Origin of the sequence: Sphingomonas sp. ERG5 (genome assembly GCF_000803065.1) — a bacterium.
Classification (GTDB): domain Bacteria; phylum Pseudomonadota; class Alphaproteobacteria; order Sphingomonadales; family Sphingomonadaceae; genus Sphingomonas.
The window spans coordinates 115,105-129,181 of the sequence record NZ_JSXI01000026.1; the positions used below are offsets into that span (position 1 = coordinate 115,105).

The following is a 14,077-nucleotide window of genomic DNA, read 5'->3' on the forward strand; positions in this document are numbered from 1 at the left end:
CCCGATCCACTTACGCGGTGCACAAATTAGAACCGGACTCGATACTGTAGTGCGGAAACTGCCAGCGTAGCGTCTGGAGATAGGCATTAGGGCGGCCTCCAGAGAAAAAGTCGTTCGGCGCCCTGAATGGCCGCAGCACGGGCACCAACCCGACGCCTAGCCGTGCTCAAACGCTGCGACGACGGCCAGAAGGGCATGAAGAACAGCGAACAGGGCGCATTCCCGGGCTTCGCCATACTGATGGGTCTTGGAGTAAACGCGGGCCTTTTCAGCCAGGAACCCGGCCATCAGGCCGTAGGCAACGACGTGGGCATTGATCCAAGCCAGGGCATCGCTCAAATGGTGTAGATTGGTCATTGGTCACCTCAACTGTGGTGACACCCTAAAAACACCTCTACGCAGGAAGAGTCGGCGACCTCGATGGAAAATGACGGAACACTTCGGAAAACCTCCGCACGTTATCCGAAGACCGACTCATTCCAGAAGCTGTTTGTCTGGCATTTCAATCGCGGCACGCGTCCTGACGGTTCTCCTTCTTCTGACGGGAGACCTTGGACGAGATCGGCCTTCGCTGATGCCGCCGGGGTGGACAGCGGGCGGGCCGTCGGCAATTGGATCAGCGGCAAGAGTCGGCCTCGCGACCTAGACCACCTGCTTAGGGCGTTTTTCGGCCAGGGGAACGCGGCTTACGATGATTGGCGTAGCGACCTTCGGATCGCTTATCAGGACGATCACGCTCGCTACGATCAGCCATTACCAGGGAGCACAGAGCCTCTCCCGGCGCATCGCCTGAGAATTCTCAGGCCGTACAACTTTGACGACCACGGCTTTATCTCGCAGAGCCACGTTGAACTGCGAGGCGCGAGGGACGGCGCGCGCCGGTCCCTTCACGCTCAGATCGACTTCTTTGAGCGTCTCTACGTAGAAGATGCCGGGACCAGGGTCGATTTCGGCGTGGCTCGGGCCGTGCTGAGCCTCAAAGCAATTTCTGGCATACAGATAGTGCCCAATCCGGCGACGAAGGCCTCTGCCAAAGAGACGATCAGGTACGTGCAGAGGTTTCGCGACAGCGATTTCGGCGTCGTCATTCACCCACGTCTGGACGCGGTCTCCCTGGGCGAAGGGGCCTTGCCCAGCGACGGCGACAACAATCGGCTTTGCGCGCTCGCCGATCTGCCCTTGGGCGCTTCGTCGCAGGATCTGCGGGCCAGCGTTCACATTCGTCTCAATGCAGAAGGCATAGAATTCTTCGGGGACGACACCGTCATCGCCGAACCGAAGATCGGCCAGATGCTGGCGGTGCTGAAGGCGGCCGCAGGCAAAAATCTCGTCAAAGATGAAGGCTTCATCGTCCATGAGCTCAGCATCGAGGACGAAGAGATTTTCCCGGTGGCGGTACAATGATCGATTCGCGCGAGTCGCTCGGCGCCATCGCTGACCGAATGGCTCGGCGAGTGCGGGACGGCGATGCAAACTTCAAAGCTCTGGTCGAGATCGCCGACCTTGATCCAGCGAAGGATTTCGTGGGCGCAGACCTGACCGGTGTTGACTTCAAAAATGAAGACCTGTCCGGTTTTGACTTTCGTCGCGCTGACCTTAGCTACTCAGACTTTTCCGGCGCGAACCTGGCCGGCTGCCTGTTGACCGGAGCGTTGATGGTCGGAACCATCGGTATCCCGGAATATGCTGGAACGCTAGAGTACAAGGCAGATCGCCAGCCCGCGCCGTCGATCTTGGTTTTGTTTGCCGGGCGGCGCGCCGAGGAAATCTCACGAAGCATCGAGCCGCCTGACTGGAGCCCCGATCGCGGCGGCGCCGACTTGGGCTGGAGGTTCGTGGTCGCGCACGGAAAGGAAAGGCGCGATCGTCATCCCTTTGTTGGACTGATTCAGGTTGCCGCCGTCGGGGCAGATCTGCCCGGCACGGCTTTCGACGTCATCGTGGTGCTCGCCGACAGCGACTCCGACGTAGATGCTAGCCTTGACTGGATAAACGCCAAACTCGACAGCAAGATAAGACTTTTGGCGCCTGCTCCGCCACGAGATCGACCGTCTCGATTGCTGACAGATCAACCGGCGCGCGGGTTCAACGCGGTCATTGATACCTCGATCGCGCGCTCGCCATTCTGGTCGGGCAACGTCTCAAGGGCACTCGATCGTCGAATCGCGGACACCGCCATCGGGGTCGCGACCGTCGTTTCATCCTCAGATGACATCGCCACGCGTCTGAGCCAGATGGAAGATCCGAGAACACCGGTGGTGACGCTTGCTTTTGGACCCGCCGCCATGGGCTCATCTCAGGCGCCCGTGCTTTCCCTCTCGTCCGAAGCGGTCGGCCTGGTCCGGGTTGATCAAGGTTTGCCCGATCTGTTTCACTTTCAACCGTACTGGATACGCCAGCGTCCGAAGGATGCGGAGCTGGGTCTTTTCCTTATTAGCAGTGATCTTCAGGCCAGCACGTCGAGCTTCCTGCACGCGGCCGCCGACCATGCACTTGCTCGGCGCAAGCTGGACCTGATCGATGGTAATGAGATCCCTGCTGATATTCTGGGGGAACTGGCCTTCAGCGGGCATTCGGCGGGGCTTCGCGCCTCAACGGGCCGAGGACCGGCCACGGCCATTGTCGCTGAAACGCCCACGATGAAGCTGGTTCATAGCGCGGCCAAGGTCGGTTGGAGGGTCGCCCGCTACACCGACGGACTTTTCATTGCCGAGACGTTGTCGCCTGACGCGCCTTCGTCTCCACGCCAGTTGCCCAACGAGCTGGTATTGCCCAAAGCCAGACGCCGGCCAGAAAACCGGGGTCTGGTCACGCGCGGCGCCGACTCCCGTGACATCCTCGTTTTTAAAGAGGCGTTCGTTGACCGAATTCGTTCTGATGCTCCGGACCTGGCTCGGTCGATCCGACAATTTCGTCCTGCCTTCGCGCAGCCCGGCATCCTCGAATTCATGGTGCCCACGTATGAGGTCTCGCAATGGCTTGCTGACGATCACGACAAGTCGATGCGCGCCGAGCTGGATAGCTTGCGCGCGGGAAAGCCACGCGTGCCCAAGCGGCCGGCGGATCTCCGGGTTGCCTGCGGCGAACCTGCACCGGACGCCATGCGTTTCGCAATCGCCGACGGGCTGCTGCCGGTTCGCCTTGACCAGCTAGCCCGGCATGAGGTGCCGGCCCAATCGATGTTCATCATCGACGGTGACGCGGCGGTCCCTGCGCTCCTGCAATCGTCGGTTTTTGCTGTGTGGGCGCGCGCGACCGCGACCCGCTCGACAAGCTGGATGGCTGCCCGCTTTTCCGTGACCGGAACGTTCGAGACCTTTCCGATCGTCGGAGCGTTTGACGTCGCGAGCTTCGGCCCAGGGAACGTGCAACTGCGTCTGGTCGGTGACGAACGGCTATATGGCCTTGCTCGGGATTGGCTCGTCGAGATGGATAAGCAATGGGAGACTGGCCAGTTGGCCGAGAAACAGGGAGAAATCCGACGCCACCTGGACGAGGAGATCCTTGGCTTGTATCGCCTTTCGCCAGACGCTGATGATCTGCAAATCCTTGAGCGCCTTCTAGAGTTGAACGAGGGAGATTAAGCCAGGGGCCGCGCATCGACATTGTGACCACAATGTCACACCGTATGCGTGCCGCGCCTCGCTATCATTGTAGAATGACCACGCCGACGAATCATGAACCGACACCTCCGGCCGCCGGTTCGCTAATGGCGCGCATTAGGGACACGATCGCGGAGCGCGGCGTGCCCGAAAGGACGGCCGCAGCGGAAATCGGCGTGGGTCTCGCGACCCTGCAGATCCATCTGGCCGGAGAGCACGTTCGAAGTGACTCGGCCCGCAAGTATGAAGACTGGCTGGCTGGTCGACGCGCTAGTTCGAACGTCTTTGTGCTGCAGAAACACGAAGTGGACGCAGAACCCGAAATCGATCGCGAAGACCCGCCTTCACCGCCCGCCAAGCCTCGCCTGGTGGTCGATATCTTCTCCGGCTGTGGCGGATTGAGCCTTGGCTTTGACCTTTTCGGCGGGGGAGAACACTACCGCACGATTCTTGCGCTCGATATCCAACCCGCTCCAATCGCCACGCTCAATCGCAATGCGGTGTTGATGGGGCATGGCGATCACCCAGTTGGCCGAACGACCGACCTCACCGAATTCATGAACGAGGCCGAGGTCCTGGCCCTCTATCTCCAGCACGCAGGAGGAGCACTTGGAGACCCCAATCTGCTGGGTTCGCTAAAGCGCCTGCAAAGCGGGGCCTTTCCGGCTTTCCTCGACTCAATCGCGCGAGCCGACCAGATCTTCCTCGAACAGCTGAATGAAGTGCGGGCGGGTGCCGCATGGCGCGATGCTTACGATCAGATCGATCAGCAGGCGCTGAGCCAGACGTCGGTGATCAATTTTCACGATCAGCTGCGCCTGCCGCGCCCATCTTCCAAAGTGGCGACCATGCCACCGATCCTGTGGAGCGAGCATTCGGGCGACCTTGGAAAGGCCAGGACGCCGAAGCCCAGGATCGATATGGCGCGGCTGCAGCAGGCGCAGTGGGAATGGGACGAACAGGTCGCAAGCGTTTCTCTCAAGCAGGAAGCCAGGGGGCGGGGTCAGCTGAATGCTTCCGCGAGACGGGTGTCGGCCTTTGTCAGGTTCCTTGAGACGCCCGGCATGGAGGCCGTGCGGCAGGTCTGGCTTCGCTGGCGCGCCCGACGTCTGGTGCTTCGCTCTACGCTATTCGAAGACGAAATGTTCGGCGCAGGCCTGCGCGAGCTCTATCTGCAATCGGCAAAGGTTTCCGTCCTCGTCGGCGGCCCCCCTTGCCAGGGTTTCAGCCGGATCGGTCGAGGGAAGATCCGCAGCCTGCGCGACGCCCGCGTCCATGCGCACGGTAGCGCTGAGGCCGGCGATGCCCGGAACCTCCTGTTCCAGCAATATGTGATGGTGCTGGGAGCGTTGCGTCCTGACGTCTTCGTGTTTGAGAACGTCCAGCATTTCCAGTCGGTGGTGAAAGCTGACGGGGTCGAATTCCAGGCTACGGACGTCCTGGCCGAAGCCATCGCAAATATGTCGGATGGCGAGGCGAACTATCGCGTTTCGTCAGACGTGCTCGACGCTTCCAGATATGGCGTGCCACAGAACCGTCAGCGGTATTTCATGACCGGTGTGCTCGCGCGGGCCGACGTGGAGGCAGCGGGCAAGGACGCCCTCAGCTGTCTGGATCTGCGACGTGATCGTGAGGCGCCCCTGTCGCTGGCTCTTGCCGGCTTGCCGGCCCCGGCGGTTGCAGGAGGAACCGTAAAGAGCGGTTCCGCCATGTCGGAACGTGTACTTGTCGACGAGACCGCGCTGGGCGAACACCCCTTCGTCAAGTGGGTGCGTCAGCCGCGACCTGGAACCACGAGTCCGCCGCTGTCCGTTGATGCACATGCCGCCAGGGCCCCTAGGGCAGACGACGCCGCGTTCTTCGCCCTGATGGGACCGGGAAAACGTTGGATGGACTATCGGGCGGACGACTCCAAAACCATTGCTGAGCTGAGCGGCGTGATTCGGTCGCTCCTGGCCTTGTCGGAGCGTCACTATGATCAACTCGCGAAGGTGACCACTGAGGCGGGCGAGCCCATGCGTGACCGAGAGGGACTGCGTAATCTTCAAAGCCGGATCAACGGATCCTTGCCGCTTCGTCTTCTTCTGGAGCAGGCTGGGGAAAAGCTTGGCGCGCCTCACCATCTTCTGGGCGAGGGTTATCTAGCAAAGCAGGAGGGTAATCACGGCGATTGGGTTTCGCGCATGGACGCATCCCGCCCGGCCAAGACGATGGTCAGCCATATGAACAAGGACACCTATGCCTATGTCCACCCTTCGGCGCCAAGAACCATTTCGGTGCGCGAAGCCGCCCGCATCCAAAGCTTCCCGGACTGGTTCTCCTTCGGTGACGCGGCGCTGACGGATGCGTTCAAGATGATCGGCAACGCGGTGCCGCCCATGCTCAGTCACGCCATCGCCGGTCGAGTGGCGCACGTACTCAGCCGACGTGAGGCCATCTGGAAGCGACGGAAGGCCTGACAGGCCCGGCGAGGCAACCCGTAGAGGACGGCGTGCAGGCGATGGCAAAACAGGGCGTCGTTCGAACCGCGCGCAATCCGGACCCGCTGACGCCCGCGCAACGTAGCCGAAATATGTCCCGAATCCGGGCGCGGGACACGAAGCCCGAGCTGCTTCTGAGGCGGGCTCTCCATGCCGCCGGCCTCCGCTACCGGCTCCACGATCACCGTCTGCCGGGGACGCCGGATCTCGTGCTGCCTGGCCGTCGCGCCGTGATCTTTGTCCACGGGTGTTTCTGGCACGGGCACAATTGTCCCAAAGGCGTTACCCCTGGAACAAACACCTTGTTCTGGACAGAAAAGATCGCGCGAAATCGCGAACGAGACGCCAGAACTGACAACGCGCTCGTCGATGCGGGCTGGAGGGTTATAACGATCTGGGAGTGCGCCATTCGTGGGATCGCGCGGCATGACCTGCCCAACGTCGTCCATGAAGTCTTCGACTGGCTTGAAGGCAATGATCCCGCGCATGAGATTACAGGCCGCTGGCCGTCCGGCACTAACGAGGCCTGACAATTCGGCAGGTACTTTCTGCTTCAGCACTATCAAAACTTGAGTTGGAAAGGATCGCTAGTGTAGGCTCGCTCTCAGCGACGGCCAAAGCTTGTGAACAGGCTGTCCGCAACGTCGCTGGGGGTTGAAAGGGCGGCGAGCTGAACACGATCAAAATCGCCCCCCACTGCGGCGCGCGGTTCAAATCTCTTCGCAGCCTCGGCTATTTCATCGAGGCTGCCCTAGTCGGTCCGGTCGAAAACAGAACTTCGGGCGGGGACAATCTCATCCAGCTTGGCACTCACTGGAACGCTGGTGTTCCCAGAATTGGCCTTCTCGACTACGGCGCCCGTGATCGCCGCACAGGAAAGGAGCTCACCTGGCCCGGCTGGCGTGCACTTCCAGTATGGGTATGTGATCTTGGGCACCATCCCGACCGCGTGGTGGGTCGGATACGAACGCCAATGCGCGGAGATTTCTGATGGCCCGCCACCACCGTCTTCCACCGAGTGCAGCCTCGCTCTCCGCCTCGATGCGGGATCTGGGCTATTCGATGGAGACCGCGGTCGCCGATCTCATCGACAACAGTATTTCGGCGGGGGCGACGAAGATCGACATCCTTTGCGACGTCACTGGCGCCGATCCGTTTCTTGCAATCATCGACAACGGCCGGGGGATGGCATCCGACGAGCTCATCGCGGCCATGAAACACGGCAGCGCGAGCCCGAGGATGAAACGTGACGCACATGATCTCGGCCGCTTCGGTCTTGGCCTCAAGACAGCCTCATTCTCCCAGTGCCGGCGTCTAACCGTTCTGAGCGAGAAAGCTTCCGAACGGAGTGCGGCGGAGTGGGATCTCAACCGCATCGACCGGGAGGACGACTGGATGCTGTCGGTCCTCGACGATACCGAAATCTCCGCGCTGCCCTGTGCGGACCGCCTGTCCGATCATGGCACTGTCGTGATCTGGCGGGAGCTGGATCGCTTCATGGAGGATGAGCGCGGCCAACGGCGCTACGATATCGTCAATGAGAAGCTTGATGTTGTGGAGAGGCATCTGGCCCTGGTCTTCCACCGCTTTCTTTCCGGTGAACTGAAGGGTCGCAACCGCATCGCCATCACCCTGAATGGCCACCCGATCCAGCCGTTCGATCCGTTCTGCCGGAAGAATACCGCGACCCGCTACTTGCCGGAGGACTTCGTCGAAGTGGACGGTGAGCGAGTGCGGCTCCAGCCTTATATCCTGCCGCATCACAGCAACCTCAGCCCTGCCGAATACGACTTCTATCAGAGCCGCAGCGACTTCATTTCGAACCAGGGGGCGTACATCTACCGCAATGGTCGCCTGATGGCCTGGGGCGACTGGTTCCGCCTGGTCCCCAAAGGCGAAGCAACGAAACTCGCGCGGGTCCAGATCGACTTCCCCAACAACCTCGACGAGTCGTGGACCATCGACATCAAGAAATCTCGCGCACGTCCACCTTTGCCAGTGCGCGAACGCATGCGCCAGATCATCGGCCAAGTGACAGGCGCAAGTACGACAGTCCATCGCGGAAGGGGTCAGAAGCTCTTCAACGAAGCCACGGCTCCCCTCTGGGAGCGGTTTGCTGACCAGGGGCGCGTCCGCTACGCGGTGAACGGCGGGCACCCGCTGGTGGAGGCACTTCGCTCCCGCGTTACCGGTGGCGACGCGAAACTCCTCGAGATGTTTGTGGATGCCGTCGGGGCCGCCATCCCGATCGAGATGATCTACTCCGACTACGCAATGCACCCGCTGGAGATGGCCCAGAGCGACGTGAACAGAGAGGATGTTATCGAGCGCCTGAAAGAACTCAGAGCTGTGTTTTCAGATGACGCAGCTATCGGAGGAAGTGCCTTTCGTGAAATCGTACGCTCAACGCGCCTCTTCGATTCTCACCTGGATATCATCGAGAGTTTCATAATTGAGGAATTTTCATGAATGTCAGCAGGACCGAGCAGGAAAAGAACTTCATCAGTTCGCTGATCTCCGGCCTGTCGAACCTCAAGGAGCCCCCTACCCGCGCCCAGGTGGAAGCGAAGGCACGTGCCCTTGCAACAGTCTTCGATTATGATGGGGAACTTGCCAACATTATTGAAGAGGCCCTGATCGCCGTCGATACGCGAATGGGTGCCGGCGTGTCCCTCGTCGATCACGAAGCCGATCATGACGACCAGTGGGCGCGGAAGCGCGAGATCACGTCGACCTACTCGGATGCCTATGAAGCCTTCCTCAAACAGGAGGGCTGGCACCCGACCCTGGTTCAGTCGTTGAGCGATGTCTGCAGTCGCATTCTGGGGCATCTGCAGGACCCACTCAGCCATGGATCGTGGAATCGCCGTGGGCTGGTCATCGGCCATGTGCAGTCCGGCAAGACAGCTAATTACACGGGTGTGATCGCGAAGGCCGCTGACGCCGGCTACAAGTTCATTGTCGTCAGCGCGGGGATACACAGTAACCTGCGTCGCCAGACCCAGGAACGGATCGATGAAGCGTTCGTCGGCCGTTCATCTGACCCGGAGAACCGGGTTGCGATCGGTGTAGGCCTAAACAAGGATTTCCCGCATCCGGCGACGCTGACTACCATCCACAGCGACTTCAATAAGAAGACCGCCGAAGCCGGCTGGAAGATCAACGACTTCAGCAAGCCGATTGTGATCGTCATCAAGAAGAACGTGCGAACCTTGGAATCGCTCTACAAGTGGCTCAAGGAACTGAATGCCCGCAGGGACGGTCAGATCGGTGATGTGCCGATGTTGTTCATCGACGATGAGGCTGACAACGCATCGATCAACACCAACAAGGAAGATGTCGATCCGACACGGACTAACGCGATGATCCGGCGCGTTCTCCGCCTCTTCTCCAAGTCATGTTACGTCGGCTACACGGCCACGCCGTTCGCCAACATCTTCATCAATCCGGACGCCTATGATGACGATGTCCGCGAGGAGCTTTTCCCTCGAAACTTCATCTACAGCCTCGATCCGCCGAACTCCTATTTCGGTCCCCACAAGGTATTTGTGGATGAAGCGAGCAGCGACCGCATCGTAAGGCCGATCACGGACTGCGAAGGGTTCATTCCGTCGTCCCATAAGAACGGCGATGTGGTCACGGAGCTTCCGCCAAGTCTGTACGGTGCCCTCGACGAGTTCATCATCGCTCGGACGATACGCAACCTGCGCGGCCAGGCGGCGAAGCATTGCTCGATGCTCATCAACGTCTCGCGCTTCGTATCCACACAGAAGCAGGTGAGAGACTTCATCAGCCTTCGCCAGAACCAGATTCAGTTGGCTGTGAAGGCGAATTACGCACTTCCTGTACCCGAGAGGGAGGCGGACGAGCACTTGCACCGGCTCAAAGAGGCGTTCCTGAAGGAGTACAGCTCCAGCGGCGTCACATGGCTGGAGGTGAGGAGGGCGCTTTTTTCGGCGTTCGAGCAGATGCGCATTTTCGTTGTGAACAGCAAAAGCGACGAGGTGCTCGATTACCGGAAGTACGAACGCGAGGGCGTCGGTCTCACTGCGATCGCGGTCGGCGGATTAAGCCTGTCGCGCGGCCTGACGATTGAAGGCCTGACGATCAGCTACATGTACCGGAACACCCGCATGTACGACACGCTGCTCCAAATGGGGCGGTGGTTCGGGTACCGGCCAAATTTTGAAGACCTCTGCCGGGTCTACCTCTCGCAGGATTCCATCAGCTGGTACCGATACATCTCTAGGGCGACGGAGGAACTTCGCGAACAGATCAGGCGCATGCGGCGCGCTGAGATGACGCCCAGAGAGTTCGGACTTTACGTAGAATCCCACCCGGACGCGCTACTCATCACCGCAGCGAACAAGATGCGTTCCGGCCAGCCGATCACGGTCAGCCAAAACTACTCGCTCCAGCTGAAGGAAAGTTCGAAGGTTCCGATCGATCACGCGATCAGCAGGGCCAACGAGGACCTCATCCGCGAATACTGGCGTAATGGCTTCAATGGCAGGAAGGTTGTACGCACCAATAAGGGGTGGGCGGTCAGCGATGTGGACGAGGAGGTCGTCCAGAACTTTCTCGGCCGCTTCCGAGTTCATGAGGATTTCAAGCCGCTTAAAGGCGGAATCGTCAACTATCTCGACCGAATAAAGGACCAGCATTCCAAGGTGGATGTCCTTCTCATCTCCCTGAAAGACGGCGGTGAGGATGAGGCGGAATTCCGACTGGGTGCCCAAGAACGTGATGCCTCGCCGAAACGCATCGACAACGGGGGCTGGCGTCTCGCCAGCTACCGAGTCGCAAGCCGTGGCGATGAGAAGCTCGGTCTCACTCCGGCTCAGGTCCAGCAGGCGACGAACGACGCGCTTGAGGATGAGGCGAACGAGGACAGGGACCGCGCCCCATCGGACGTGCATTTCCGCAAGATCCGAAGCAAGCCGCTCCTGATGATCCATATCCTGGCACCGACGAAGAACGAAGAATTGGCGGGAAAGCGCATCCCTGCATTCGGTGTCAGTTTCCCGGGAGGTGACTACCGCACCAAAGTCGGCATCGTCGCGAACAAGGTCTGGGTCGAGCAGATGTACGGTTCGCTGGACGACGATCCAGACGCGGAGGAAGATTACGATGACGAGTAGCCTTCCTTGGGACGATATCAGCACTCCCACGCGGGACTACATGGTGCGAAAGGTGGCATCGGGCGGTGTCGTCCCGGTGTTCTGGGGTCGCGACACCGCCGGGCGATGCCTGCTGATTGTCGAGCTTGAAGGCGATCACGCCGAAAAGTTCCGCGGCTTGGCAGTCGAGCTGATCGGGGTCGGGGTGGACCTGCGCAATGGCGAGCAGCCTGACCGACAGCGCCTTGTTCTCACGCTCGACAGGAATGTCGATCGAGATCTTTTCCATGGTCTTTGCGAGACGCTGATCAATGCCCTCGACGGCGTCACGGGACCAGAGCACACACTACCGGTCGCCATAACACATATCCGCCGTTGGAAGGCCTTCCTGGCCTCACGGAAGGCTCGTCGCTTGAGCGATGAGGAGGTGCGCGGTCTGTGGGCCGAACTTCAATATATGCGGGCGCTTTATGCGGCACGTCTGACGCAGTCCGAGACCGTGGTGTCTTGGACCGGAGCAGACATGGTCCAGCAGGATTTCATCTTCGGTAATACTGCTGTGGAGGTGAAGTCGCTCTTCGGCCGGGACCGTAACACCGTCCGCATCTCCTCGGAGGATCAGCTCGCGACAGTCGTGGACGAACTGTTCCTGGTCACGTACCGCCTAGCTGTAGCCGATGCCGGATCTGGCGGCATTTCGCTCAACGCGCTCGTCTCCGCCATCGAAGATGAGATCAGTGATGCTGATGCGCTGGAACTCTATTCGCAGAAGCTCGCCGACTTTGGCTACGCGCCTGTAGCGGCCTACGATGCGCCTGATTTTATCGTGATGCAGAGACAGACCTATCGTGTCGAGGGCGAGTTTCCCCGTCTGATCCGCGCCGACCTGCCGGAGGGCATCACTCGCGTCGCCTATCAGATCGAACTCGAAGCACTGAGAATCTTTGAGACGGACAACGATGAGGTGCTAAGGGGGGGCTGAGTGGAACAGAGCGCAGAGGATTTCTTTCACGACTTCCGACAGGAGACCCTTGCCGGGGCTGAAGCCAACAGCGCTTTTCAGCTTGCGGCCTTTATGGAGGGCGTCGGCGATGAGCTGATGGAAACTGGCTTCGTCGAGGGCTTCGAGTTCTGTCATTACCGCGCACAACGCGGCATGCGCGTCGACGGCTACTGGTTTGACGACGAAGGCACGCTCGACCTGTTCGTGGCGGATTTTGAGTGCCGCTCCGAACTGGCATCGCTCACCAAGACCGATGTCGATGCTGCGTTCAAGCGGCTCACCGGATTCTTTGACGCCTCCCTCAACAAGGGGTTGGCGAACGACTTGGAAGTCACCTCCCCCGAGCGCGGGCTCTCACGTGAGATTTTCGACCGCCGGAGTCATCTGCGGCGCGTCAATTTCGTACTGGTGTCCGAGCGGACGCTCAGCGACCGCGTGGAGGGCATGCCCGATGCCGAGGTCTGCGGCCTGCCGGCGAGCTACCACATCTGGGACATGTCCCGCCTGTTCCGTCAGCGCAGTTCACGCGGACACAAGGAGGCACTCGACCTCGACTTCGAAGCCATGTTCGGCAGCGGAATCTCGTGCCTGCCGGCGCATTTGGGAACCGACGCCTACCCTTCGTACCTGATCGTCATGCCCGCCGACGTACTCGCCACGCTTTACGGAAGATACGGCGGTCAACTGCTTGAGCAGAACGTGCGGTGCTTTCTTCAGGCCCGCGGCAAGGTCAATCAGGGCATCCGGGGCACGATCATCAGTGAGCCCTCGATGTTCTTTGCCTACAACAATGGCATCACCGCCACGGCTCAGGCGGTTGAAACGAAAAAGGGGCCGGACGGCCTGGCGATCACGCGTATCGTAGATCTTCAGATCGTCAACGGAGGCCAGACCACCGCGTCCCTCTTCCACACAAAACATCGGGACAAGGCGAAGCTCGACGGCATCTTCGTGCAGATGAAGCTGTCGGTCATCGACAGCGAGGCGAGCGACACCATCGTTCCGCTCATATCGGAATATGCGAACACGCAGAACCGGGTGAACGCGGCCGATTTCTTCTCCAATAGCCCGTTTCACATCCGCATGCAGGAATTCTCCAGACGCCTCTGGGCTCCTGCACAGCAGGGCGCACAGCGTGAAACACGGTGGTTCTACGAGCGCGCGAGAGGTCAGTACGCCGACGCGCAAGCGCAGTTGACACCCGCTGAGCAGCGTCGTTTCAAAGCCGAACATCCGAAAGAGCAGATGTTCACCAAAACGGACATGGCAAAGTTCGAGAACGTCTGGGATGATCACCCCCGTTGGGTCAACCTCGGTGCTCAGAAGAACTTTGCCCGGTATGCCGGGCGCATCGGTGCCGAGTGGAAGAAGGCTCCTGACGGCTTCAACGAGTTCTACTTCAAGCGCATCGTTGCCCGGGCGCTGATTTTCCGGGCCTGTGAGAAGTTGGTTTCCTCCCAGCCTTGGTACAATGGCGGGTACCGCGCAAACATCGTAGCGTTCACCCTCGCCGTCGTCAGCGACATCGTTCGTAGTCAGGGCCGGGCGATCGACTACGGCCGTATCTGGGCCGCGCAGGGCATCGGCGGCACGCTCATTGAAGCTCTGGCCGTCATTTCTAAGGCGGTGAACGAGGAGATCATCCGACCGCCGGCCGGGATCTCAAACGTCAGTGAGTGGTGCAAGAAGGACGCTTGCTGGACCGGACTCCAGGGAAAAAGGACGATGTTCGAAAGTCTGCTCTCTGAACCGCGCCGGGTCTGCCGGAGGCCGTGGGTTGTGAGTCACGCTGCCATATCGATGTTGTCCGCGGCAGCATAATATTGATCTTCGGCTTCGGCAGGCGGGATGTTGCCGATGGGCTCCGTCAGC

At 60.2% G+C, this 14,077-nt stretch carries 9 protein-coding genes; 8 read left to right on the forward strand and 1 reads right to left on the reverse strand.

All coding sequences use genetic code 11. The features are described from left to right. Positions 1–156: 156 nt before the first annotated feature. Positions 157–357, reverse strand: coding sequence for a hypothetical protein (locus OO12_RS11010; protein ID WP_034158716.1), 201 nt, complete (start codon positions 355–357; stop codon positions 157–159). 63 nt (positions 358–420) lie between these two features. On the opposite strand from OO12_RS11010, the gene OO12_RS11015 reads away from it, so the two are divergent. From OO12_RS11015 to OO12_RS11050, 8 genes are all read left to right on the forward strand, one after another. Next, on the forward strand, positions 421–1,404 hold the full coding sequence (locus OO12_RS11015; RefSeq protein WP_152616356.1) for a hypothetical protein: 984 nt from the start codon (positions 421–423) through the stop codon (positions 1,402–1,404). Beyond that, complete coding sequence (locus OO12_RS11020; protein WP_034158718.1) at positions 1,401–3,584, forward strand: pentapeptide repeat-containing protein; 2,184 nt, start codon at positions 1,401–1,403, stop codon at positions 3,582–3,584. Before OO12_RS11015 ends, OO12_RS11020 begins: the two co-directional genes overlap by 4 nt. Before the next feature lie 74 nt (positions 3,585–3,658). After that, positions 3,659–6,061, forward strand: coding sequence for a DNA (cytosine-5-)-methyltransferase (gene dcm, locus OO12_RS11025; RefSeq protein WP_160296783.1), 2,403 nt, complete (start codon positions 3,659–3,661; stop codon positions 6,059–6,061). A gap of 41 nt (positions 6,062–6,102) precedes the next feature. Next, complete coding sequence (locus OO12_RS11030) at positions 6,103–6,612, forward strand: very short patch repair endonuclease (protein ID WP_052215759.1); 510 nt, start codon at positions 6,103–6,105, stop codon at positions 6,610–6,612. Positions 6,613–7,072: 460 nt separating this feature from the next. Next, entirely contained in the window at positions 7,073–8,551 is a 1,479-nt protein-coding gene (locus tag OO12_RS11035; protein ID WP_034158719.1) for an ATP-binding protein, read from the forward strand. Beyond that, the gene (locus OO12_RS11040; protein WP_034158720.1) at positions 8,548–11,223 is read left to right on the forward strand and encodes a Z1 domain-containing protein; all 2,676 of its coding nucleotides are present in this window, start codon (positions 8,548–8,550) and stop codon (positions 11,221–11,223) included. Before OO12_RS11035 ends, OO12_RS11040 begins: the two co-directional genes overlap by 4 nt. Next, positions 11,213–12,184 carry a PD-(D/E)XK motif protein gene (locus tag OO12_RS11045; protein ID WP_034158721.1) on the forward strand — a complete coding sequence of 324 codons (972 nt, stop codon included), beginning with the start codon at positions 11,213–11,215 and terminating at the stop codon, positions 12,182–12,184. Before OO12_RS11040 ends, OO12_RS11045 begins: the two co-directional genes overlap by 11 nt. After that, positions 12,185–14,026 carry an AIPR family protein gene (locus tag OO12_RS11050; RefSeq protein ID WP_200887440.1) on the forward strand — a complete coding sequence of 614 codons (1,842 nt, stop codon included), beginning with the start codon at positions 12,185–12,187 and terminating at the stop codon, positions 14,024–14,026. It abuts the gene before it with no gap. Positions 14,027–14,077 lie beyond the last annotated feature (51 nt).